This is a genomic window from Brucella tritici (assembly GCF_008932295.1).
Lineage (GTDB): Bacteria > Pseudomonadota > Alphaproteobacteria > Rhizobiales > Rhizobiaceae > Brucella > Brucella tritici.
Genome location: NZ_WBWA01000001.1, coordinates 270,571 through 294,207, shown reverse-complemented (window position 1 = coordinate 294,207; position 23,637 = coordinate 270,571). Strand labels below are relative to the sequence as shown.

The following is a 23,637-nucleotide window of genomic DNA, read 5'->3' as shown; positions in this document are numbered from 1 at the left end:
TTCGTGAGGAGTGACATGGCAGGCAAGAAAGATCTGGTGCCGGACCCGACGGTTATCGGCGAAATATCGGCCCCCCCCTTCGTACAATTGCCGGACCCCGGCGTGCTTTTCGCCGAAAGAGCAGGGCGGCTGCGCCTTTTGGGCTCGGTCAGTCCGCTGAAACCCTATCTCGAATTTATTGCCGATCTGAGCGAGGCGCAGTCCGACATAGCGGCTGGTCTCGGTCCTGTCACTGTAGCGCAGGGCGATGAGCGGGGGCGAGAATTCGGCATGCCGGCGATCGATCGTGCGGATGCCATATCGCAAGCAGCGCTCGATACCGTTTTCGACCGGCTGTTCGAGCGTGCTCGCAATATTGCCAAGCCGCAGGATGCCGCCGATGCGCTGGAGCGTGTGGCGAACAGCGATGCGGGTGAGCGTCGCCGGATGATCGAGGCACTCTTCGCCGGTGTTCTGCCGCCGGAAGCAATTGCGGAACATATTTATATCTGGGCGGGCTTGCAGCTCCATTTCACGCGGCTTGCATCGGCGCTTGATCCGAAGTCGCTGAAACCCGTTGCAGATGGCGTCTGCCCGACTTGCGGCAGCATGCCGTCAAGCTCGATGGTCGTGGGCTGGCACGGTGCGCATGGCGCACGCTTCTGCTCCTGTTCCGTCTGCAACACGCTCTGGCATTATGTGCGGGTCAAATGTGTATGCTGCGGTTCCACAAAGGGCATTGGCTACAAGGAAGTTGAAGAAGGCGGCGGCATCATCAAGGCTGAAACCTGCGACGAATGCCAGAGCTGGGTCAAGATCATCTATCAGCAGCTATCGGCGGATGCCGATCCTATGGCCGATGATATTGCAAGCCTCGGTCTTGATATGCTGATGCGCGAGACGCCTTACAGGCGAGGCGGTTTCTCGCCGCTTCTTGCCGGACTGTGAGGCAGCATGGACCAGATCAAGTCTTCGCTGCGTCACCTTCCGTCCGTGGATGCCATCCTGCAAATGCCGGAGCTTTCCGGGGCATTGGAGAGTTTTGGCCATGCGGCGGTGACGGAAGCTGTGCGAAAGGCGCTGGACGATGAGCGCGAGGCGGTGAAATCCGGAGCCTTGCTCTCCAGCAACGCGCATTTGGCTGAACGGGTTCTCCATGCGCTTGAAGCGTCGGGGCAATCGAGCCTGCGTCCGCTGTTCAATCTGACGGGAACTGTGCTGCACACCAATCTGGGGCGCGCCATTCTTGCTGAAGCGGCCATTGAGGCCGCTACGCAAGCCATGCGGCAGGCGGTTTCGCTTGAATTCGACCTGTCGTCGGGCGGGCGCGGTGAGCGGGACGACCATCTGCGCGCACTTGTCTGCGAGCTCACGGGGGCGGAAGACGCAACCGTCGTCAACAATAATGCAGCCGCCGTGCTGCTGGTGCTGAACAGCCTTGCCGCAGGCAAGGAAGCCATTGTATCGCGCGGCGAACTGATCGAGATCGGCGGCGCATTCCGCATGCCGGATATCATGACCCGCGCCGGGACACGGCTTGTCGAAGTTGGCACCACCAACCGCACGCATCCGCGTGACTACGACAATGCAATCGGCCCCGATACCGGGCTGGTGCTGAAGGTCCACACTTCCAACTATCGGATTGAAGGGTTTACGCGGGAAGTCTCCGCGTCGGAACTGGCGGCAATTGCGCGAGGCAAAGGCGTGCCGCTGGTCAATGATCTTGGCTCCGGTACGCTTGCCGATCTAACTTCCTTCGGTCTCGCGCACGAGCCGACGGTGCGCGAAGCGGTCGCCGAAGGTGCAGATATCATCACCTTTTCCGGCGACAAGCTTCTCGGCGGACCGCAGGCGGGGTTCATCGTCGGGCGGCGCGACCTGATTGCCCGCATCAACAAGAACCCGATGAAGCGCGCCTTGCGGGTCGACAAGATCAGGCTCGCAGCACTTGAAGCGACGCTGAAACTTTATCGCAACCCGGAACGGCTTGCGGAAAAGCTGCCGACCATTCGCTATCTGGCGCGTCCGCAGGCTGAAATTGCCGCGCAGGCAGCACGGATCAAGCCGGAGCTGGAGAAAATACTCGGCCCGAATTTCACCGTGGCGGTGACAGATTGCGCCAGCCAGATCGGTTCTGGCGCATTGCCGCTCTCGACCGTTCCAAGCGCCGGATTGTCGATTGTGCCGAAGGATGGCAGCGGCTCCGTGCTGACAGCGCTCGGCGGTTCATTGCGGGCACTGCCTTTGCCGGTGATCGGGCGGATCGAAAAGGGCGCATTCGTGCTCGATCTGCGCTGCCTTGATGACGAGACTAGTTTCGTTCGGAACCTGTCATCCTATGCGGCTCGCTGATCTTTTCACCCGCAAGCCGAAGCCGGACACGGCGGCGCCAGCGCTGGAAAAGGCGCTTGTCGCTGCAAAGGCGGGCGATTACGCAACGGCGCTTTCCATATGGGAGCCGCTGGCACGTGCAGGCAATGCGCGCGCGCAGAACAATATCGGCGCCTGTTTTGCGGGCGGCATGGGCGTTGAGAAAAATGTCGACCTCGCGCAGCGCTGGCTGGCGCTTTCAGCGGCGGCTGGCGATGCTTCCGGCCAGCGCAATCTCGCTTCACTCCTCTTCAAGGGTGAAGATATCGAAGCCGATTACCCGGAAGCTGCAAGGCTGTACCGGCTTGCCGCAGAACAGGGTGATCCGCAGGCGCAGGACATGCTGAGTTGGATGCTCATGGAAGGCGAGGTGATAACCGCCGACCCGGTTGAGGCGCGCGATTGGGCGCTGAAGGCGGCGGAGGGCGGTGTAGCTGCAGCCATGACCCGGCTTGGCATGATCTATCATAATGCTCTCGGCGTGCCCCGTGATCCTTCTCAGGCCGTACACTGGTGGCGGAAGGCGTCCGCCGCGGGTGACCCGGATGGCGAAGCCATGCTTGGCGCCGCGCTGCATCTTGGCATGGGCGTGGAACGCGACCCGGTGGCGGCTTACGAATGTCTCATGCGCGCCGAGGCGGGCGGCAGCGCGCTTGCCGCTCCTTTCATCGAGGCAGCGCGCAATGCGCTGAACGAAAAGCCATGATCGTCGGAACGGCGGGGCATATCGATCATGGCAAGACCTCGCTGGTGCGCGCGCTTACGCAGGTGGATACGGACCGGCTGAAAGAGGAAAAGGCGCGAGGCATTTCCATCGATCTCGGCTTTGCCTATCTGCCCTTGTCCGGTGACGAAAAGGATATACTCGGCTTTGTTGACGTGCCGGGGCATGAAAAATTCGTACATACGATGCTGGCCGGTGCGGCGAGCATCGATTTTGTCATGCTGGTTGTCGCTGCCGATGACGGGATCATGCCGCAAACCCGCGAACATCTGGCAATCGTCAATCTGCTTGGCATCCGGCGCGGTGTCGCCGTCATCACCAAATCCGACCTTGTCGAACCTGACCGTCTTGCCGAGGTTGAAACCGCTATCCGCAATGAACTGGCGCTGACAGGGCTTGCCGACATTCCCGTTCTGGCGGTCTCCATCATTTCCGGTGCCGGGATCGATGGTCTTGAAACCGTGCTGGAAACCGAAGCTCATGCATTCGGCGAGCGGCGGGCAAATGGACGTTTTCGTCTTGCGGTGGACCGCTCCTTTACGCTCAAGGGCGCAGGCACAGTGGTCACGGGGACGGTGCTTTCAGGCAAGGTTGCTATTGGCGACCATCTGGTCATCAGCCCGTCTGGCAAGGAGGTGCGTGTCCGCACCATTCATGCGCAGAACAGGCTAAGCGAGACCGCGCAGGCCGGTGATCGCTGTGCGCTCAATCTGGCAGGCGACGGCATATCGAAAGAGGCGGTGCATCGCGGCGATATGCTGGTGCAGCCCAGCCTTCATCGCCCGACGGATCGTATCGATGCATCGTTGCAAATCCTGTCCTCGGAGAAAAAGCCGCTTGGTCAGTGGTTCCCGGTTCGCTTGCACCATGCCGCAACCGAGGTTGGAGCACGCATCGTGCTTTTGCGGGATGAAGAGCTTTCGCCCGGCACCGAAGATCGGGTGCAACTGGTGCTGGATCGCCCTGTTACGGCTACAGCCGGAGACCGTTTCGTCATCCGCGATGTTTCCGCACAACGCACCATTGGCGGCGGACGGTTTCTCGATCTGCGCCCGCCGCAACGCAAGCGCCGCAGCCCGGAGCGCATGGCGCAGCTCGATGCCCACTCCATTGATGACCCGGCAGAAGCGGCACGCGCACTGCTGACTGCCGAACCTTACTATCTTGATGCGACGGCATTCCTGCGCGACCGCGCGCTGGCGGACGATCAGCGAGGTCTGGCGCAGGCGCTCGATGCCGTGATGCTTCCGCAGGCGAACTCCGTCCTCTTGCTGTTGCCGGAACGATGGGACGCTCTGCGCGAAGATATTCTGGCGCGGCTCGGCACTTTCCATGACGAAAATCCAGACCTGATCGGCATGGGTGTCGAACGGCTGCGGTTGTTGTTGAAACCGCGCCTGCCAGCACCCGCCTTTCGCGCCGCCATCGCCGCGCTGGTCGAGGCGGACCTGCTGAGGCTGGACGGCGCCTGGCTTCGCCTGCGCGATCATGAAGTGACGATGAGCGATGCCGACGAGACGCTCTGGCAGCGCATCGCGCCGCTGCTTGGCGGTGAGGCTCGTTTTCGTCCGCCGCGCGTGCGTGATATTTCGGGTCTGCTCGATGAGCGGGAGGAAGATATTCGCCGCCTTCTCAAGCTTTCAGGGCGCATGGGCCGGGTGCACGAAGTGGCGCACGACCATTTTTTCCTGCGGGCGACAATTGCTGAAATGATCGGCATCCTGTCGGATATGGATGCGGCATTTGATGGTGGCTGGTTCATTGCGGCGCGGTTTCGCGACCGGGTGGATAGCGGTCGCAAGGTGGCGATCCAGATACTGGAATTCTTCGATCGCAACAGCGTCACGATAAGGCGCGGAGACATGCGCCGCCTGAACCGCCGCAAGCTGGACTTGTTCGGCGATTTCACGCAAGGGGAAGTAGGGACAACAGGAGGAATGAAGTGAAATCTCTTTCGACGACCATCTGCCTGATACTCGTTCTGGCCGCCGTTGGCGGCTGCGCTAACCGGCCATGCAATGAGTGGCCGGGAACCTGCATCATTCAGTGACCGGCGGCTGGAATCCAGCCGTCCAGATTGACGCTTTGATTGCTGGTGCTGTAGGAATGAGGAGCGAATGAAAGAGTAGCAACAGGTTGGAAATCTGCCCGTTGCTACGGCGTGCCGATACGAATTTATGGAATGAATTCAATATCTGGAAGGGATACATGCCCGGTGGCATGTCCGGACTTCAAATCCGGGAGGGGCCGATAGACGGTCTTTGGTGGGTTCGACTCCCATTCTCTTCCGCCAATCGGCTTTCAGGTCATCTTGAACGTACGATGCTCAACACACTGCGCACCACTTCGTCCTGAAGAGGGCGCTGTTTCTCGATGTTGAAATGGCCGATATCCTTCATGCCCGAGAAGTCGCGATTGTCGAGGCTACCCCTGAAACGCGGGCCGGCGGTCAGCGGCAGGCCCCAGCCGTGCTGCTTGAAATAGAAATTCACGACACGCCTTATATTGCCGGGCAGAGGGGCAGGCGCGGTGGCGGCAAAGGTGGCCATATAAGTGACCTGAATGCCCTTCTTTTCAAGCGCGGTTGCAATGTCGATGACGGCATTGGCGCCGAGCGAGTGGCCTATAAGAATGACAGGCGCGCGTGGGTTCTTCCGCTGGTCGGCGAGTATCTGATTCAGTACGAAACGCCAGGCCTGATGCCCCTCGACATGCGCATCCACTCCGTTGGCCTGCAACTGCTTGCCAATTTCGTCGATGCCGGTGGAGAAGACATCCCCGAAACCCCGCAGAAGATAGACATCGGCCTGCGGCGAGTTTCTGGAAGGCGTTTTGGGTGCTGCCTGTGCTGCGCCGCCGGAAAGCGCAAGTGCAGCCCCCGCAAACAGCAGGCTGCGACGGGTCAGGGATTTCGAACGCAAACTATTCGGCTTTGAATTCATCTTCGATTACCTGTTGGAGCGCGTTCGGAAAATAGCTTTCGAACGAGGCGCATCGAAAGAAGTATTTAGAGCGCTGATCCGTTTCGGCCAAATCACTAGAACTTGATTCTCGGAATGACACGGCCGGTCCGGCGCGCATACTCATCATAGGATGCGCCGAATGCAGCGCGCATCATCGCTTCCTCGTGATCGACACGATAGAAATAGAGGATAGCAACGCCGGCAAGGCCAGCCAAACCGGCGAACCAGTTCGGCAGCAGGCAGAATTGGGCAATCGCCCACAACCAGAATGACAGATACATCGGATGGCGGACATATTTGTAAAGCCCATCCGTCACCAGCTTGTGCTCGCGGCGGATTTCAAGCGAGACGGACCAGTTTTTGCCCAACTGGCGGTGGCTTGCATAGAAAAGCCAGAGGAAAGCGATTTCGACAATCAGCCCGATCCAGGCCAGCCATGGCTGGAAAGCATAATCGGCAAGGGCAGGAAAGCCGGTTGCGACATAGACAATCGGGATCAGCGACAGGCCGACGCTCGCCGCACCCAGCGCCAGCCTGTCGGCCAGCGTCTTTGCATTGTTGGCGACTTTGATCTTGCGCGCACGCCGCTGATGCGGAATGCGGATAACGACCCAGGCGACAAGCCCCATAGCCCAGACGATTGCGGCCAGTGTCGGTGTCATTCGGCAGTACTTTCTTTCATTGGCAAGGCACCGATTATTCGGTCATCCGTCCGGTCTCCGAGTGAGGTCGGCCCACAGCAAATCTGAAAGAAATCATACCAATAGGGCTTTGTATTTCCGAATACATATTGATAGTGCACGCGAAAAAGATTCCGCTTCACACGTTTGTAGATTTCCGGCTGCAGCATGTCCTTTATTCGCACGGTCTTTGTCACGGGGAAAGACCGTTGCGGTTCGCGCTTCAGACCCATCTCGGCCACGGGATCGGTTTTGTAGAAGTTAATCGCGTCGGTCAGGCACTGGATTTCGACCCAGTCGATCTTGCCGTCGTCCACCAGCCGTTGCACGCCTTCGCGAAAATGATTGCCCGCCGGGTGATAGCCTGCCTTGAGCGCGGTCGATCCAAGGGTGAGGACCGTCACTTTGGGGGCGCGGCCGCTGAATTCCGGGTCGATGGCAAGACAGCGCGCAGCAACGTCCAGCATCAACATGCCGCCGGTGCTGTGGCCGATCAGAATGACTTCGTCATAATGTTTTGCGGTGATGCGCTCGACGATACCGGATGCAAAGCGCTGCATCAGGGATTCGGCGTCCTGCCGTCTTCCCCGAATGAAATTGAGCGAAAACGACCACAGGTCCATCAGATGGTTGGTTGACCATCTCTTGCCCAGAACGGCGAGTGCCGCGGAAAAAACCGCCAGGCCGACGAACCAGCTCACCGCGCCCAGCCACTGGACCGTCCAGCGCGCTACCGCATAGCCCGCGGCAGCAAACAAAGCGAGCACGAGAAACGGGTAGAGGAAATAGAGCCCGAAGCGCCAGGCTTTTGCAAAGAAGCGAAAAGCCGTGCCGGTTACGACGAAATCGCCGAAAGCGACAAGATATTTGGCCAGCCTGACAGGCAGGGGGCGGTCGAAATCCGCCAGCACTATTCTGTCCAGAACGAGAAAATTGAAGTCTGTTTCAGTGTCCCAATTATCGTCGGCGGGAGCCGTCGTGATCGACACGGAGCCGATCTCGCCGTCCGCTGATATGCTGACATCCGAAACGTCGGAGCGAACGCCCCAGAGCGCCTCGAACCTTTTGATTTCTCTATTCAATCGACCAAAAAACGCCTCCGGCGTTTTCGGATCGTAGCCGCCAATGAAGAAGACAGCGCGTTGTCGAACCGGTTGCTTCATAAGCAAACCGTAATTTGGGGCTTTCGGATTGTCGAGATCATTGCCAGTCATTCCCAAACAAATATGTTTGAACTTGCTCGCTTATCTCATGTCGACCAGACCGCGCCTTATCGCTTCACGGGTTGCCTCGGCGCGAGAAGAAACGCTCAGTTTTTGATAGATGGCCTTCACATAGTCGCTGACTGTGTGTTCCGATAGTCCAAGTTTGCGGGCGATTTCGCCATTCCTGTGTCCAGCCCCGATCTCTTTCAGCACTTCGGTTTCGCGGCGTGAAAGATGGATAAACTCGCCTTCCGGTTCTGTTGCTGCCGGATGTGCGGATATGGCTTTCACCCGCGCGACCAGATTGAGTCTTGCGCGGATCGTGAGAATGAGAACGTCGAAATCGATTGGTTTCGTGAGGTAGTCGTCAGCGCCTGCCTCCCGGCCTGTCAGCTCATGGCTGCGATCGGCAAGAGCAGTCAGGAACAGGAATGGCGTTCCGGCAAGGTCGGCGCGGGAGCCGCGAATCTGTTCCAGAAATTGCAGGCCGTTGGTGCCGGGCATCAATATATCGCAGATGATGATGTCGGGTGTCGTCGTGTCCAGCACACGCAACGCTTCGCTCGCATTGGCAGCGCCGATGGCATTGAAACCCGATGTGCTCAATTCATCGATCAGTTCTTCCAGAATATGTGTTTCGTCCTCGATGCAGAGGACGGTCGGCATGGGGAGGATTTCAGGCAGTCGCATGCTGGGCCACCTTTGGTAGAGTCAGAATGAACACCGTACCTTGTCCTTCAATGGAAGTGAAGACAAGCGTTCCGCCATGCAATTCGGCGAGCGCGCGTGACAGGCTGAGGCCGAGGCCGGTGCCAGCCATATGCGATGCGTTGCTGGCACGGAAGAAGCGCGTGAAGATGCGGCCCGCATCCTCTGCCGGTATGCCGATGCCATAATCACGAACGATGCAGCGGAACTCGTTGTCATCCTCCTCGGTGGTCACTTCGATGGGCTTGTCGGCTGGGGAATATTTGGTGGCATTGCCAAGCAGGTTGACCAGAATCTGCTCGACCAGAATACCGTCGCAATAACAGAAGGTCTCGCTGTCCGGAATGTCCGTCACCAGCTCCAGCTCGGGATGCAGTTCCTGATGATAGGCGCAGGTGTTGCGGACCAGTTCCGAAAAATCGACCGGTTGCCGGTTGATCTGAAAGCCATTCTCATCGAGGCGTTCCGCATTGGCCGTGCTTTCCAGAAGCAGGATCAGGCGGCGGCTGGCATTGCGCATGCGCTTTGCCTTGTCGATGATGATTTCAGGCGTGAACTCGTCGGCGCGGCGGATGAAGCGCTGCGCGATGATGTCGATGATCGAGACTGGCGTGCGGAACTGGTGCGACACCGTGGTGATGAAGCTCTTGTAAAGCTCCTTGGCCTTGCGTTCGCTTTCCAGCGCCTCGCGCAGGGCGGCGGTGCGGTCGGCGACGGTGTGTTCCAGTTGCTGCTTGTATTCCTGCAGCGCCTTGTGGGCGCGCTCGGCCTTGCGCATGTTGGAAAACACCTGCCATGACAGGATGGCGCCGGTGGCCATGATGCCCAGCACTGCGAACATGATCAGGTAGATCGACTGCAATTGCTGGTCGCGCTGCGCGCCGCCACGGTCACGTTCCAGGATCATTGCATCATTGGCAACCTTGGTCAGTTCCTCGCGCATGGGGACGAGTGCTTCGTAAATGGCGACCGGGTCGAATTTCTCAGGCTCGGCATCGATCATCGCCTCGATTTCGGGAAGCCGGTCGGCATTGCGCTGGATGGTTTCCGCACCGCCCGGAATGCGCGCGAAATATTTCTTCTGCGGCGCATCGGCCAGAAGCGCAAAACGGCTGTAGAGAACGTCGAGGCGAAGCGAGAGATCGGCGGTGTCCGCGTTGCCGCTCGGCAGCGTCAGCGCGGTTTCGCCCAGACGCCCGGCGTCACGCTCGGTCTGGGTGATGGCCCAGACCATGTTTTCGCCGACATAGGTTGCGAGCGATTTCTGGATGACGAGAAGCTGAATGAAAGCATAAGCGAGCAGGGCCGCAAACCCCACCATAACCAGGCCGGAAAGAATGTAGCCCCGCTTTAGTCTCATTTCACCTCGATCTGCTTGAGCTGCCATGCCCATCGATGATCATAGCGCGAATCGTTCAGTTCCTCATGCTGGTCGCGCGGGTAGACGATCCAGTATGGTCCCTTGTCACGCCGGTTCAACTCCTTGCCGTTCATCTTGTGTGCAACAAGGACGTCGTATTTATAGGCGTCTTCCAGCGGAATGCTGATGCTGTAATCGTTGAGCGCCAGCACCGTGATCGAATGGCTGGTTGCATCTTTTCCGTCGACACCCACCGTTGCCAGCACGTCGCGCAACAGCACGCCGTCGAAATTCTGCGGGCCTTCGGTCCATGCGGTGTTGGTCTGCAGCTTGTTCTGCGGCAGTTTCGTGAAATCATCGGTGCTCAGTACACGTGTCGTTCCATTCGGAGCGATAATGGTCAGCGTGATTGTCACTGCGACGGGCGGCGCAGCATTGGCCACGCCGGTAAATTGGGTGATTTGGCAGATGGCGAAAAACGCGATCAGTGCCGGGAGCGCCAGAAGACGCCGGAAAGCGAACATCCAGTTTGCGCATGACACGTGAGGTATCTCCAGAAACGAAAAATTGCGAATGTAAAGAAGCTTAAACGGGAGGATGCGTGCAATTTCAAGATTCTCTTGAGCTTGTCGCGCGAGATTCCTCTTCAAAAGCGTCAATCCACACATAACATTAAAAAATTCTGGTCCAATTCCTAATAAATATCAAACTGATTCAAGGGATATTTCAATCTGTACCGGCATTTACCAGTCCCTTTCGGGTAAAAGGGCGGGTTCTTCTTTGTGACATACCCCCCCTGAATAGGGGAATTGTTTTTCGCTACTAGAGCGTTCACTAAATGACCGCCAGCCTGTTGGGGCTTAGGAGGCTGGCGCAAAAATTGGGCGGGGGCTGCTTATCGACCGCGGGGAGTCGGGGTCGATAAGCAGCCAACCAGTCCGGATAGCGCGGAAGCAGAGACAACGGTTACTCTCGAAACGAAGCGTTCGAGCTACGAATAAAAACCGATCCTGCATTCATCGATTGCTTACCGGACAAGAATGGCCGACTGGCATCTGGTCGAGCCTTGTGAACCTGCCGTTCGGGTTCCTCGATCAGAGCGAGCTTGCACCTCTTTCGCGTCCTTCACTTGAAGGGCGCGCTTTTTTTTTGCCCTTCCGATGAAGCGCATAATATTTCCTGTCATGTTTCTCGGTTGCATGTCGATACATCTATTGGTTGCAAGTACATCGCGAAATGTTATCGAATAAATCCAATATTACTACTAGAAAATTGCAATTTTATCTTTTGTTTCAGTAATTCGCAATGTAAAAGCGATGAAACGCGTTCGCGCCGTTCAACAATATCTATGCATTTCAGGCGGGTATCCGGGGGGATTCACATGACAGGCGTATTGCGTCACAAATCCATATTGTTGATGACGACGGCGGCGCTGGGTTTTTACGTAACGACCGCACGGGGAGCAGGCGTCGATCTCGACACCGCAGGGGGTTTCTATGACATTAGCGGAGCAGGCGGAAACCAGATCATTGAATCCTTGAAAGGCGTTTCCGGTACGTCTGTTGTGCTCGGTCCCAACACACTGACATTCGGCAATGCGACCAGTCAGACCTTTGCCGGGACGATCAAGGGTACGGGTGGTATTGTCAAACAGGGTAGCGGCACACAGATACTCACCGGCACGAACACCTTTACCGGCGGCACGACAATCAATGCAGGTACGCTGGCGCTCGGTGCCGGTGGGTCGCTTGTGGCTGGTGGCTTTGTAAATCTCAGCGCGACAGGCGCTGGTTTCGATATCAGTGCAGCGGGTGATCAGACAATCGGATCGTTTAGCGGCTCCTCGGGGACAACCATAACACTCGGTTCCAATACCCTCGCATTTGGTACCGTGTTCAATAATATCTTCGCTGGAACCATTCAGGGCTTGGGCGGTATTGTCAAACAGGGCATCGGCACACAGATCATCGCCGGCGTAAACACCTATACCGGCGGCACAACGATCAATGCAGGCAAGCTGATGATCGTTAACGGTGGGGCACTTGCAAGCACCGGCAGCGTGGATCTCGCAAATGCGGGTGCGGTTCTGGATATCAGCGGGGCTAGCTGGTCACAATCTATTGGTGGACTGACCGGAGTGGCAGGAACCAATATCGCTCTGGGAGGGAACTCTCTAACATTCGGCGGCAGCGGAAACAACACATTCGCCGGAACAATTGACGGCACAGGTGGTATTGTAAAGCAAGGCAGCGGACAGCAGGTTTTCAACGGCGTCAACACCTATTCCGGACTTACCAGTGTCATGGCTGGCAGTCTCATCATAGGAGATACAAGCGGTGCGGCCGCATCGGTCGCGGGCAATGTTACGGTTGGTGCCGGCGCAACAATTGGCGGGCATGGTCGCATAGGCGGGAATCTGACCCTCGCCTCGGGCAGTCATCTAAGCCCCGGCACCAGCATCGGCACACTTACGATCGGCGGCAATCTCACCGTGGAGCGGGGCGGCCAGCTTGATTTCGAGTTTGGCGCGCCGGGTGCAAATTTCTCGACTTTCGGTCAGGGCGACAGTGTCAGGGTCGAAGGTGATCTGACCGTAAACGCTGCTGTCCTCAATGTCATCAATATCGGTGGCATGGGGCCGGGTCTGTACAATCTGTTCAGCTATGGTGGGATCCTCAGCTTCTATGGCGGTGGGTTCGCTCCGCCTGTGGGAAGCTCTCTCCAAATTCTCAACACACCCAAGCAGATCAATCTGGTCAACATGGCCCCCGGGGTCGAACTCAATTTCTGGAACGCAAACGATCTGGCGGACCTTTCCCAGATGGGTGGCGGCTCTGGTACGTGGTCCGTTACCAATTCAAACTGGACGGATAGTCAGGGCAGTTTTAAGGGACCTATGACCCCGCAGCCGGGCTTTGCGATATTCGGTGGAGCATCGGGCATCGTCACGGTCGATAACAGCGACGGTGCGGTCAGCGCGCTTGGAATGCAGTTTGCCAGCGACGGTTATCGGCTCGCTGGCGGTGTTCTGACCCTTCAGAGCCAGAACGCGACAACGCCTGAAATCCGTGTGGGCGACAGTTCGGCTGCAAGCGCAAACTGGGCGGCAACCATCGATAACGTCATCGTCGGCGTGGACGGCATCGCCAAGACCGGTGCGGGAACCCTCGTTCTCAATGCCAACAATGTCTATAGTGGCGGCACAAGGATCAGCGCCGGCGCGCTTTCTGTCTCAAGTGACAGCAATATGGGCGATGCCAACGGTGGCCTCACCCTTGATGGCGGTACGCTGCGGATTACCGGAACCGGATTTTCGCAAACAGCCCGCAGCGTGACCATGACGGGCAATGGCGGCGGCTTCGACATTGCCGATGCTGCAGCGCGCTTTACGCTCTCGCAGGCTCTTTCGGGCAGCGGCGCACTGGTCAAATCCGGTGACGGCACCCTGGTGCTGTCGGGCGCAAACAGCTATAGCGGCGGCACGCTTGTCAGCGGCGGCACCTTGCGGGGTGATGCGGCAAGCCTGCAGGGCAATATCACCAACAATGCACGGCTCGTCTTCGACCAGCAGAGCGACGGTACATTTGCAGGTGACCTTTCCGGCACTGGCGCATTGGTCAAATCAGGCGGCGGCACGCTGACCCTGTCGGGCATCAGCAGCTATAGCGGTGGCACGCTTGTCAGCGGCGGCACCTTGCAGGGCGATACGACAAGCCTGCAGGGCAGTATCGTCAACAATGCGCAGATCGTCTTCAACCAGCAGAGCGATGGTGTTTTTGCGGGCAGCCTTTCGGGCAGCGGAAGCTTTGTGAAACAGGGCTCGGGCATGCTGGTCTTCAACGGCAACGGTGCGAGCTTCACCGGCACCACCATCGTTGAAAACGGTATGCTCGAGGTCGGTGATGCGGATTCTTCGGTTGCGGTTCTGGGTGGCGATGTCGCCATTGGGACAGACGGCACCTTGCGCGGTCACGGCGTCATTATCGGGTCGGTGACCAATCAGGGTATCTTGCGTCCGGGCGGTTCCGTCGGAACGCTGACCATTGATGGCAATCTGGTGCAGACAGCAAACAGCGTCCTGCAGATCGACACCACGCCTGCGGGGGAGGCCAGCAAGCTCGTGATCGGCGGTTCCGCGCAGCTTGCGGGCAGCCTTTCGATTATCGGCGAAAATGGCAGTTGGGCGCCGCAGACTAACTATACGATCCTGACTTCGGCGGGCGGCATCAGCGGGACATTTGCGACAATCGACAGCAATCTGGCATTCCTGACGCCGACCCTGACTTATGGCGCGACGACGATCGATCTGCGTCTCGACCGCAATGACGCGAGCTTTGCCAGCGTTGGCGAGACGCGTAACCAGAAAGCGGTGGCGGGCGCTGCCGACAGGCTGGGCGGCGGCGAGGTTTACAATGCGCTCGTCAGCTTGAGTGCTGCCGAGGCGCGTGCAGGTTTCGATGCTCTTTCAGGCGAAATCCACGCCAGCGTCAAGGGTGCGCTGATCGATGAAAGCCGGTTTGCACGCGACGCCATCGGCGACCGTTTGCGCGCTTCGTTCGATGCAAATTGCAAGTCGGGCGATCCGGTATGGACCGGCAAGGGCAGCACCGGAGCCTACGGTCAGGCTTGCGCCAATACCGCTGAAACGGCCTTCTGGTTGCAGGGCTACGGCACCTGGGGTTCCAATGACGGCGATGGCAACGCCACCAGGCTTTCCAGTTCCGCAGGCGGTGTTTTCATCGGTGCCGACATGCCGGTCGGAAGCTGGCGTACCGGTCTGATGGCAGGCTATGGTAATTCTTCCTTTGATGCCGATGGCCGTTTCTCAAGCGCTTCCGTCGATACCTATACGCTCGGGGCCTATGCCGGAACGGTCGTCGAAAAGGTTGGCGCGGGCGATATCGGGCTTCGCTTTGGTGCAACCCATAGCTGGTACAATATCGACACCGGGCGTTCGGTTTCCTTTGCCGGCTTCAATGCGGCTGAAGAGAGTTCGTATGATGCAAGGGCGCTGCAACTGTTCGGCGAGGCCGGATACAAGATGCAGGCCGGTCGCGCGAGCTTCGAGCCGTTCGCCAATCTGGCTTATGTCCGGCTTCACACTGACGGATATGATGAGGATGGCGTTGCCTGTCTTCACAGCGACAGCGACAATAGCGATGTCACCTATACGACGCTGGGTCTCCGGGCAGCAACCGATCTGACGCTTGGCGGTATCGCCTCGACATTGCACGCAACACTCGGCTGGCAGCACGCGGTCGGGGACACGACACCCGTTGCCCGTCATGCTTTCACTGGTTCGGAAGCCTTCAGCGTGGCAGGTGTGCCAATTGCCGAGGATGCAGCCTTGATCGAGGCTGGTCTGAACTTCCAGTTCAGCGAAAATGCCTCGCTTGCAGCCGGTTACAAGGGACAATTCGGTGATGGAGCGGTGCGGAACGGCTTCAACGCCTCGTTCAACGTGAGGTTCTAGAGCATGTCTCCCGAAAGCGGGAACCGGTTTCGGGATAAAGACATGCGTAAAAACAAATAGATAGAGCATTTCCAATGATTCAATCAAAACAGGAAATGCTCTAGCTCATAAAATTTGTGACGATTGTTGCTCATGGCAATGATCGTCACAAATGAAGATATGAGAGTTATTTCTGTTCCGGTGCCGTTGTCTGAATGCTGGCAGTCGTTTGAGGCTTCTCCATCTTCGTGGAGGATTGAGCACTATGATAGGTGCAGTCTGCCATCGCAGCCGTAACCGACAGAGCGAGGACAGCGGTAGTCACGAATACGACTTTCATGTCTGTCTCCCTTCAGTTTGGATGTAGCATTGCAACGGGAAGTTTAGCAGAGCCCGATCGCCCTGTCGCATCACATCGTCCCTCAAAAGTCATTTGCCATCTTTTGGCCATGAATTCGCCGGGCGCTCGCCACAACTTTCGGCGGGAAATTACACCAGTTCACCATGCAAAAACGGATTTGGCGCGATAATCGCGCCAAATCATGGTTCTGCCTTGATGTGGTTCAGGCTTTGGATCTGAGGAATGACGCCGGGTTATTCCCCCGGCGCCAGATGCGGGGCCTCGATCCTGGCGCCTGCATGTTTGAGCGGACGTTCACCGCTGAGCTTGCGGATCAGCACATAGAACACCGGCGTCATGAAGATGCCGAAGGCCGTCACGCCGATCATGCCTGCAAAGACCGCGATGCCCATGGCCGAGCGCATTTCTGCACCGGCACCTGTCGATGTCACCAGAGGCACCACGCCCATGATGAACGCCATCGAAGTCATCAGGATTGGGCGCAGACGCAACCGGCTTGCTTCGACCGCCGCCTGCACGACGCTTCGTCCGGACAGTTCCAGCTCGCGGGCGAATTCCACGATCAGGATCGCGTTCTTCGCCGATAGTCCCACAAGGACTATCAGGCCGATCTGGGTGAAGACGTTGTTGTCACCTCCGGTCAGCCAGACGCCGGTGAGCGCCGCCATGATCCCCATTGGCACGATCATGATGATCGAAAGCGGCAGGGCAAGGCTTTCATATTGCGCAGCCAGCACCAGATAGACCAGCAGCAGCGCCAGCGGGAAGACGAGGAAACCGGAACTGCCAGCCAGAATCTGCTGATAGGTCAGGTCGGTCCACTCGTAAGCGATGCCCGAAGGCAAGGTTTCTTCCGCGATCCGTTCGATGGCAGCCTGTGCCTGACCGGACGAGAAGCCGGGAGCCGGGTTGCCATTGATATCGGCGGAAAGGAAGCCGTTATAACGGATGGCACGTTCTGCACCCACGGTCTGCTCGACTTTCAGAAGAGCCGACAGCGGGATCATCTCGCCTGACTGCGAACGCACTTTCAGCTTGCCGATATCCTCGGCATGGCTTCTGTAATTCGCATCGGCCTGAATGCGCACGCTGTAGGTGCGTCCAAAGGCATTGAAGTCGTTGACATAGAGCGAACCCAGATAGATCTGCAGGGTTTCAAACACATCGGTCACCGCTACGCCAAGCTGACGCGCCTTGGTGCGGTCGAGATCGGCATAAAGCTGCGGCACGTTGATCTGGTAGCTCGAATAGAGGCCAGCCAGCTCGGGTGTCTGATAGGCCTTGGCGAGAAACGCCTTGGTCGCATCGTCAAGCGCTTTGAAGCCAAGTCCGTTGCGATCCTCAAGCTGAAGCTTGAAGCCGCCTGTCGTGCCGAGACCCTGAACGGGCGGCGGCGGGAACATGGCGATGAAAGCATCCTGAATGGCGCCGAACTGCTGGTTCAGTTCTCCCGTGATCGCATTGGCCGAAAGTTCCGGTGTTTTACGCTCCTCGAACGGCTTCAGCGTCACGAAAACGATGCCGGAGTTCGACGAGTTGGTGAAACCGTTGATCGACAGGCCGGGGAAGGCGATGGCATTGGCCACGCCCGGATGCTTGAGCGCAATGTCGCTCATGCGGCGGATCACATCTTCCGAACGGTCGAGTGTTGCCGCATCCGGCAATTGTGCGAAGCCGATCAGATATTGCTTGTCCTGTGCCGGAACGAAACCGCCGGGCACTGCGCGGAACAGCACGAAGGTGACGCCAAGCAGCACGACATAGAGACCCATGACCAGCGACTTGCGCGAGAGAATGCTGCCAACACCGCGCCCATAGGCGTTTGAACTTGCACCGAAAAAGCGGTTGAAGCCACGGAAGAACCAGCCGAACAGTCTGTCCATGATGCGGGTCAGCCGATCCTTCGGCGCATCGTGACCGCGCAGGAGCAGGGCTGCCAGAGCAGGCGAAAGCGTCAGCGAGTTGAAGGCGGAGATCACCGTCGAGATCGCGATGGTGAGAGCGAACTGGCGGTAGAACTGGCCGGTCAGGCCGGTGATGAAGGCAAGCGGCACGAAGACCGCAACCAGCACCAGTGCAATGGCGATGATCGGCCCGGACACTTCCTGCATGGCGCGATAGGTTGCCTCGACCGGCGACAGGCCCTGCTCGATGTTACGCTCGACATTTTCCACTACCACGATGGCGTCATCGACCACGATGCCGATGGCAAGCACGAGACCGAACAGGCTGAGCGCATTGATGGAGAAGCCGAACACATACATCACTGCAAACGTGCCGACGATGGAAACGGGAACGGCAACCAGCGGAATGATGGAGGCGCGCCATGTCTGCAGGAACAGGATGACGACGATCACCACCAGCACGATGGCTTCGAGCAGTGTGTGAATGACCGACTCGATAGAGGCCTTCACAAAGGCTGTCGTGTCATAGACGATGTCGAAATCCACGCCTTCCGGCATGGTTTTCTTCAGGTCAGCCATGGCGGCATGGACGTTTTCGGAGATTTCGAGCGCATTGGAGCCGGGTGCCTGAAACACACCCATGCCGACCGCCGACTTGTTATCGAGCAGCGAGCGCAGGGAATAATCGGCAGCCCCCATTTCAACACGCGCAACATCGCCCAGCCGGGTGATTTCACCTTCGCTGCCCGATTTCACGACGATATTGGCAAATTCTTCCGGTGACTGGAGACGGCCTTGCGCATTGACGGAAAGCTGAAGGTCGAGGCCCGAAACTGACGGCGATGCACCGATGACACCGGCAGCGGCCTGAACATTCTGCTGACGGATGGCATTGGCGATGTCGCTTGCGGAAAGTCCGCGTTCGGCAGCTTTCTGCGGGTCAATCCAGACGCGCATCGAATAATCACCGCCGCCGAATATCTGCACCTGACCGACACCCGGAACACGGGCAATACGGTCCTTGACGTTCAAAACGGCATAGTTGCGCAGATAGTTCACGTCATATCGCCCATCGGGCGAAATAAGGTGAACGACGAGCGTGAGGTCGGGCGAGCTTTTGGCTGTTGTAACGCCAAGCGTGCGCACTTCTTCCGGCAGGCGCGGTTCGGCCTGCGAAATACGGTTCTGCACCAATTGCTGGGCCTGATCGGGATCGGTGCCGAGCGCAAACGTGACGGTCAGCGTCATGACGCCATCGGCAGTCGCCTGGCTCTGCATATAAAGCATGCCCTCGACACCGTTGATCTGTTCTTCAAGCGGCGTGGCGACGGTTTCGGAAATAACGGCCGGGTTGGCGCCGGGATATTGCGCGCGAACCACGATCTGCGGCGGCACGACTTCCGGATATTCCGAGATCGGCAGACCTGTCATGCCGATCAGACCGGCAACGAAGATCAGAACCGACAGAACGCCAGCGAAGACCGGGCGGTCGACGAAGAAGCGTGAAAAGTTCATCTTTTTATCCCCCTTTAGGCGGATGGGCAAAGACTCTCCCGGCCCGCGGGAACATGCGTTCTCGCGGGTTGATGAGGCTGAGTGTTTGCGGTTAGCGCGCGCTCAAGCGCGCACTGTTGCGATCAATTCTTGGCAAGTGTTTCGGTGACGGGTTGCGGTGCGACGACCACGCCCGGACGAATGCGCTGCAGGCCGTTCACGACGATATTCTCGCCGGGCTTCAACCCGCTTTCGATAATGCGCAGGCCGTCATAATTACGACCGAGAACCACCTGCCGGTATTCAACCTTGTTATCCGTGCCGACCACGAAGACGAATTTCTTGTCCTGATCGGAAGAAATCGCCCGGTCGCTCACCACCAGTTTCTCATCCGGTTCCGGCTCGCCGAAACGAATGCGGACAAACTGGCCCGGTATGAGCCTTCCATCCGGATTGTCGATTGCAGCGCGAACCCGGATCGTACCGGTTGTGGCATCGACTTCATTGTTGATGAGTTGGATATGGCCGGAAATCGGGGTGCCTTCATCGGAAGCCGTGCCGATCTGGACGGGAATACGCTCGATCGCGTTTCCGCCCGGCGAAGCAGCAAGCTTGGCCAGTGCCTTGGTGACGACTTCCTCATTGGCGCTGAAGCTTGCATAGATCGGATCGACCGAAACAAGCGTGGTCAGGACCGGTGAGGCGGAACTTGCCGCGACCAGATTGCCTGCCGTGACTTCCAGCCGCCCGACGCGACAGGAGATCGGCGCGCGTACTTCGGTATATTGAAGATCGAGCTCGGCGGAACGCAGCGCTGCCTTGGCAGAGCGTAAGCTTGCCTGTGCCTCGTCATAGGCGCTGGAACGCTGGTCGAGGCCGCTTTGGGCGAGCGTACGGGTGGTTACGAGCTGGCGCCCGCGTTCCAGTTCGGTCTTGGCCAGTGCAACGCGGGCTTCTTCAGCGGAAACCTGCGCTTTTGCCTTTTCGACCGCTGCCGCGTAGGGCTCGGGATCGATAGTCACGAGGAGGTCGCCCTGTTTCACCAGAGCGCCTTCGCGGAAATGGGCTTTCAGGATGGCGCCGCCGACGCGCGGGCGAATTTCAACCCGGTCAATCGCTTCCAGACGGCCGGAAAATTCTTCCCAGCTCACGATGCGTCGCGATTCTGCCTTGGCGACCGAAACCGGAACGGCAGGCGGTGGAGCGGAAATATCGGTTGCAGCATCGGCCTTGAGGTGAGGCGCGCCGAAAAGAATGGCGCCGCCGCCGGCTGCAGACAATAGGATACTCAGGCCGGCGCCCCATAGGGCCCGGCGGGCTGTGATCGATGTCATTGTTGTATCTCCTGGAGCATAATCCGACCGGAGTGGAACGAGGATCGGTCAGATTATGCTTTCAATAAAAGAGGTTAGAGCTTCGCTCTAACCGGTGGGGGCCGGCTTCAATGTGAGCACCAGATCAAAGCTTGGGAGGACTTTAAAACTGATGTTATGCTGCGATTGGCTTTGCTCCTGCCTGCCGGAAGAAATCGGAAAACAGGTCGATAAGTTTATGTTCCTGTGGCGACCAGTCGGTGTTCGCCACCTTGTTTTCGGCTATCCAGCCGGCTTTTCCGGGCAGGACATGAGACTGAACCTTCACGCCCGCCTGACGGAGACGCTCGGCATAGGCCTGCGTTTCATCGCGCATCGGGCATTGGGCGCTGGTGACAAGCAAAGTGGGTGCCAGACCAGCAAGACGCGTACACAGGGCGGGCGCAGCATAGGGGTGGGTGAAACCCGCGCACTCGCCCAGATAATGCTGCCAGCCATCCGACATCGTCTGGACGGCGCTTTCCGGGCAGTATTTGCGGAAAGACGCCGTGGCGAGGCAGGGGTCGAGCATGGGCGAAAGCAGTATCTGACCCTTGAGATCGGTCAGATATTGATCGCGCGCCATGAGGGCCACGCCGGCAGCAATATTACCGCCCGCCTCTTCACCGGCGACGAACAGCATCGACTTCTTGTGCGCAAATTCAGGGCAACGCTCGCGCATCAAAGTCAGAATGGAGTAGGCTATCTCAAGCGCCGCCGGGAACGGGTTGAGACAGGCCGACGAATATTCCGGCGACACGACCACCGCACCTGCCTCGGCAAGTGTTTCGGCAACACGCTCGCAGTCACCAAGGCAGTTGACCGAGAAAGCACCACCGTGAAGGTGCAACACCACCGGCGGCGGAGAGAGCAATTTGGCGCCCCTATAAATGCGCGCCGTGCAGTTGGTGTTACCAGCCTGCCCATGGGCTTGCCCATGAACCTGCAATGTCTCAACCGTAAACTTCTCGCACATCTTTCTTGGCCTTCATGTATAGCGGCAAACCGCCATGGTCAGATATTAGCATTGTCTATAGACTGGAATAGTCCCCTATAATTGGTTACACTGTCCAGAATCTCGAACAATGACGGCTTTTTGATAATGGACCAGCTCTCGGCCATGCGCGCCTTTCTCCGGGTTGTTGAAACCGGGAACTTCACGCGCGCGTCCACCTCGCTCAATATGCCCAAGGCAACGATCAGCAATCTTATCCAGGGATTGGAAGCCCATCTTCGTACAAAACTCCTCAATCGTACGACCCGCCGTGTTCTCGTAACACCGGATGGCGCACTTTACTATGAGCGCGCCGCACGATTGCTGGCCGATCTTGCGGAGCTGGACGGCAGCCTGTCGAGCGCCCAGACCTTGCCCAAGGGCCGCCTGCGCGTTGAAATGGCGAGCGCGGTCGCCAATCTCATCATCATTCCGGCGCTGATCGAGTTTCACCAGCGTTATCCCGATATCCAGATCGATCTCGGCGTATCGGACCGGCCTGTCGATTATGTGGCGGAAAATGTCGATTGCGCCATTCGCATCGGCGAGCTGACCGACCAGTCGCTGATTGCGCGCCGCATCGGTGACATGCATTTCATCGCCTGTGCTTCCGCCGAATATCTCGACCGTTGTTCCACGCCGCTGCATCCTTCCGATCTCGGCAGGAACTGCACAGTGGTCGGCTATTTCCGCCCATCGACTGGCCAGCAGATGCCGTTCCGTTTCAAAAAGGGGACGGAGGCAATCGAGGTCAACGGGCGCTATGTCGTGGCAGCGAACGAATCGACCACTTATCTCGCTGCCGCGCGGGCAGGGCTCGGCGTGGTGCAGGCGCCCTTGTTCATGGTGAAGGATGACATCGAAAACGGCACGTTACGCCCAGTCCTGCAGGAGTGGGAGATTGAGCCGATGCCGATCTATCTGGTCTATCCACCCAACAGGCACCTCAGCAACCGTCTCCGCGTCTTCGCGGATTGGGCGGTCAAGACGGTTGCAAAGTCTCAACTCAACGGGAATTAGCGTGCACAACGCCGCTTGTTGAGCCTGACCTTGATCTTGTCGGGAGAGCTGCTTTTCGCCTTGTGTCCCGACGAGACGATATGCGCGCGCACCGTGCAGTCGCCTGCCAGAACCTCGAAATTGTTGGAGCGGATATACATCACCGTATTGATCGGCTGATCGGGCATTTTCTGCGCGACGGCGTTGACGACAGCAGTGACTTCCTTCGCCCTTTGTTTCGAGCTGCCATTGCTGGCAGCCAGCACCGGGCTGAACGCGGATGAAAATGCGAATATGCCCGCAAACAGAAAAGCAGTCTTAGCTTTCTTCATTGGCATGGCCTCCGATTGAGCTGGAATTGAATGGACCAACATAGGCCCTAATTGCGTCAATACCAGTACCGGAAAGCCGTTTTACCCGCTCTTTGCTTCGTTTATGCCGTTTGTGATGCGCTTGACAGTGGTTACGACCAGAAGCAGGCAAAGGAGCGGCTGCAGCCAGAAAATCCATTGTGGCAGAATGCCATCAATGGCAATCCACGTGCCGAGCACGCCAAAGACCACAGCGCGGTCGCTCTTGCCCATCGGGCCGTCATAGCGGCGGCTTGCACCCACGGACGCACCGGCAACGCCTGCAAATTCCGTCAGGGTGGCGAGAAAGATAATCGCGAAAATCCATAGGCCGGTGAACGGCGCGATGATCGCGAAAGGCGCATAAAGGGCAGCATCGGAAACAACGTCTCCAATCTCGTTGAGATAGGCGCCGAGCGTCGATTTCTGTCCGTGTTCGCGCGCCAGCATTCCATCGACGGCGTTCAGCGCCATGCGCAGAAACAGCCAGATCGGGACGAGTGCAAACCATGCCGCATTTCCGCTCCACGCCAGAAAAGCGCCAAGTATGATCGAGACGAGCGCGGCGGCGACTGTAACCTGATTGGCCGTTACACCGCCTGCGGCAAGTCGCACGACAAGAGGTCTCAGTAAATTCTGGAAACGCGACTTGAGTTGATAAACCGACATCAAGAATCTCTTGGGAAACGAAGAATAAGTATTGAACAGCTATTTGCGGTTCGCTCCAGCTCGTTTATTCAAA

The 23,637-nt window shown here is 58.1% G+C and carries 18 protein-coding genes and 1 tRNA gene; 7 read left to right on the top strand and 12 right to left on the bottom strand.

Going from position 1 to position 23,637, the window contains the following annotated elements; genetic code table 11:
* The first annotated feature begins 15 nt into the window (after positions 1-15).
* From fdhE to F9K91_RS01295, 5 genes are all read left to right on the top strand, one after another.
* The gene (gene fdhE / locus F9K91_RS01315; RefSeq protein WP_151676987.1) at positions 16-927 is read left to right on the top strand and encodes a formate dehydrogenase accessory protein FdhE; all 912 of its coding nucleotides are present in this window, start codon (positions 16-18) and stop codon (positions 925-927) included.
* Between the two features lie 6 nt (positions 928-933).
* Complete coding sequence (gene selA, locus F9K91_RS01310) at positions 934-2,331, top strand: L-seryl-tRNA(Sec) selenium transferase (RefSeq protein ID WP_151676986.1); 1,398 nt, start codon at positions 934-936, stop codon at positions 2,329-2,331.
* The gene (locus F9K91_RS01305; protein ID WP_151676985.1) at positions 2,318-3,055 is read left to right on the top strand and encodes a tetratricopeptide repeat protein; all 738 of its coding nucleotides are present in this window, start codon (positions 2,318-2,320) and stop codon (positions 3,053-3,055) included. Before selA ends, F9K91_RS01305 begins: the two co-directional genes overlap by 14 nt.
* On the top strand, positions 3,052-5,019 hold the full coding sequence (gene selB / locus F9K91_RS01300; RefSeq protein ID WP_151676984.1) for a selenocysteine-specific translation elongation factor: 1,968 nt from the start codon (positions 3,052-3,054) through the stop codon (positions 5,017-5,019). The genes F9K91_RS01305 and selB overlap by 4 nt, the downstream gene beginning before the upstream one ends.
* 251 nt (positions 5,020-5,270) lie before the next feature.
* Positions 5,271-5,366: transfer RNA gene (locus tag F9K91_RS01295), tRNA-Sec, on the top strand.
* Between the two features lie 13 nt (positions 5,367-5,379).
* Here F9K91_RS01295 and F9K91_RS01290 read toward each other — a convergent pair.
* The 6 genes from F9K91_RS01290 to F9K91_RS01265 form a co-directional block, all read right to left on the bottom strand.
* Positions 5,380-6,015 (bottom strand): alpha/beta fold hydrolase domain-containing protein, encoded by a 636-nt coding sequence (locus F9K91_RS01290; RefSeq protein WP_412842128.1) that lies wholly within the window; start codon positions 6,013-6,015, stop codon positions 5,380-5,382.
* Between the two features lie 95 nt (positions 6,016-6,110).
* Entirely contained in the window at positions 6,111-6,698 is a 588-nt protein-coding gene (locus tag F9K91_RS01285) for a protein-S-isoprenylcysteine O-methyltransferase (RefSeq protein WP_151676983.1), read from the bottom strand.
* Positions 6,695-7,879: an alpha/beta fold hydrolase gene (locus F9K91_RS01280; protein WP_151677058.1), complete on the bottom strand. Its 1,185-nt coding sequence runs from the start codon at positions 7,877-7,879 to the stop codon at positions 6,695-6,697. Before F9K91_RS01280 ends, F9K91_RS01285 begins: the two co-directional genes overlap by 4 nt.
* Positions 7,880-7,960: 81 nt before the next feature.
* Positions 7,961-8,611, bottom strand: coding sequence for a response regulator transcription factor (locus F9K91_RS01275; RefSeq protein WP_151556170.1), 651 nt, complete (start codon positions 8,609-8,611; stop codon positions 7,961-7,963).
* Positions 8,598-9,989 (bottom strand): sensor histidine kinase, encoded by a 1,392-nt coding sequence (locus F9K91_RS01270; RefSeq protein ID WP_061346736.1) that lies wholly within the window; start codon positions 9,987-9,989, stop codon positions 8,598-8,600. The genes F9K91_RS01275 and F9K91_RS01270 overlap by 14 nt, the downstream gene beginning before the upstream one ends.
* Entirely contained in the window at positions 9,986-10,531 is a 546-nt protein-coding gene (locus tag F9K91_RS01265; protein ID WP_235912715.1) for a putative pterin-binding protein, read from the bottom strand. The genes F9K91_RS01270 and F9K91_RS01265 overlap by 4 nt, the downstream gene beginning before the upstream one ends.
* Before the next feature lie 839 nt (positions 10,532-11,370).
* On the opposite strand from F9K91_RS01265, the gene F9K91_RS01260 reads away from it, so the two are divergent.
* The gene (locus tag F9K91_RS01260) at positions 11,371-15,462 is read left to right on the top strand and encodes an autotransporter domain-containing protein (RefSeq protein ID WP_167522140.1); all 4,092 of its coding nucleotides are present in this window, start codon (positions 11,371-11,373) and stop codon (positions 15,460-15,462) included.
* A gap of 166 nt (positions 15,463-15,628) precedes the next feature.
* Here F9K91_RS01260 and F9K91_RS25845 read toward each other — a convergent pair whose 3' ends face one another.
* From F9K91_RS25845 to F9K91_RS01245, 4 genes are all read right to left on the bottom strand, one after another.
* Positions 15,629-15,781, bottom strand: a complete 153-nt coding sequence (locus F9K91_RS25845; RefSeq protein WP_155723819.1) for a hypothetical protein — start codon at positions 15,779-15,781, stop codon at positions 15,629-15,631.
* A 254-nt stretch (positions 15,782-16,035) separates the two neighbouring features.
* Positions 16,036-19,221 carry an efflux RND transporter permease subunit gene (locus F9K91_RS01255; RefSeq protein WP_151676981.1) on the bottom strand — a complete coding sequence of 1,062 codons (3,186 nt, stop codon included), beginning with the start codon at positions 19,219-19,221 and terminating at the stop codon, positions 16,036-16,038.
* Between the two features lie 122 nt (positions 19,222-19,343).
* Entirely contained in the window at positions 19,344-20,534 is a 1,191-nt protein-coding gene (locus F9K91_RS01250) for an efflux RND transporter periplasmic adaptor subunit (protein ID WP_151676980.1), read from the bottom strand.
* A gap of 154 nt (positions 20,535-20,688) precedes the next feature.
* Positions 20,689-21,528: an alpha/beta hydrolase gene (locus F9K91_RS01245; protein WP_151676979.1), complete on the bottom strand. Its 840-nt coding sequence runs from the start codon at positions 21,526-21,528 to the stop codon at positions 20,689-20,691.
* 126 nt (positions 21,529-21,654) lie between these two features.
* Here F9K91_RS01245 and F9K91_RS01240 point away from each other — a divergent pair, with 126 nt between their 5' ends.
* A complete protein-coding gene (locus F9K91_RS01240) occupies positions 21,655-22,566 on the top strand; it encodes a LysR family transcriptional regulator (protein WP_151557055.1) in 912 nt (303 codons plus the stop codon).
* On the opposite strand, the gene F9K91_RS01235 is transcribed toward F9K91_RS01240, so the two are convergent.
* On the bottom strand, positions 22,563-22,877 hold the full coding sequence (locus F9K91_RS01235) for a hypothetical protein (protein WP_151676978.1): 315 nt from the start codon (positions 22,875-22,877) through the stop codon (positions 22,563-22,565). The genes F9K91_RS01240 and F9K91_RS01235 overlap by 4 nt on opposite strands.
* Positions 22,878-22,958: 81 nt before the next feature.
* Complete coding sequence (locus F9K91_RS01230; protein ID WP_151676977.1) at positions 22,959-23,564, bottom strand: CDP-alcohol phosphatidyltransferase family protein; 606 nt, start codon at positions 23,562-23,564, stop codon at positions 22,959-22,961.
* Positions 23,565-23,637: the final 73 nt, after the last annotated feature.

Coding starts and splice junctions, on each gene's coding strand:
- fdhE (WP_151676987.1), top strand. CDS start 16: ATGGCAGGCAAGAAAGATCTGGTGCCGGACCCGACGGTTATCGGCGAA.
- F9K91_RS01255 (WP_151676981.1), bottom strand. CDS start 19,221: ATGAACTTTTCACGCTTCTTCGTCGACCGCCCGGTCTTCGCTGGCGTT.
- F9K91_RS01250 (WP_151676980.1), bottom strand. CDS start 20,534: ATGACATCGATCACAGCCCGCCGGGCCCTATGGGGCGCCGGCCTGAGT.
- F9K91_RS01280 (WP_151677058.1), bottom strand. CDS start 7,879: ATGAAGCAACCGGTTCGACAACGCGCTGTCTTCTTCATTGGCGGCTAC.
- F9K91_RS01270 (WP_061346736.1), bottom strand. CDS start 9,989: ATGAGACTAAAGCGGGGCTACATTCTTTCCGGCCTGGTTATGGTGGGG.
- F9K91_RS01235 (WP_151676978.1), bottom strand. CDS start 22,877: ATGAAGAAAGCTAAGACTGCTTTTCTGTTTGCGGGCATATTCGCATTT.
- F9K91_RS01290 (WP_412842128.1), bottom strand. CDS start 6,015: ATGAATTCAAAGCCGAATAGTTTGCGTTCGAAATCCCTGACCCGTCGC.
- F9K91_RS01285 (WP_151676983.1), bottom strand. CDS start 6,698: ATGACACCGACACTGGCCGCAATCGTCTGGGCTATGGGGCTTGTCGCC.
- F9K91_RS01240 (WP_151557055.1), top strand. CDS start 21,655: ATGGACCAGCTCTCGGCCATGCGCGCCTTTCTCCGGGTTGTTGAAACC.
- F9K91_RS01305 (WP_151676985.1), top strand. CDS start 2,318: ATGCGGCTCGCTGATCTTTTCACCCGCAAGCCGAAGCCGGACACGGCG.
- F9K91_RS25845 (WP_155723819.1), bottom strand. CDS start 15,781: ATGAAAGTCGTATTCGTGACTACCGCTGTCCTCGCTCTGTCGGTTACG.
- selB (WP_151676984.1), top strand. CDS start 3,052: ATGATCGTCGGAACGGCGGGGCATATCGATCATGGCAAGACCTCGCTG.
- F9K91_RS01245 (WP_151676979.1), bottom strand. CDS start 21,528: ATGTGCGAGAAGTTTACGGTTGAGACATTGCAGGTTCATGGGCAAGCC.
- selA (WP_151676986.1), top strand. CDS start 934: ATGGACCAGATCAAGTCTTCGCTGCGTCACCTTCCGTCCGTGGATGCC.
- F9K91_RS01230 (WP_151676977.1), bottom strand. CDS start 23,564: ATGTCGGTTTATCAACTCAAGTCGCGTTTCCAGAATTTACTGAGACCT.
- F9K91_RS01275 (WP_151556170.1), bottom strand. CDS start 8,611: ATGCGACTGCCTGAAATCCTCCCCATGCCGACCGTCCTCTGCATCGAG.
- F9K91_RS01260 (WP_167522140.1), top strand. CDS start 11,371: ATGACAGGCGTATTGCGTCACAAATCCATATTGTTGATGACGACGGCG.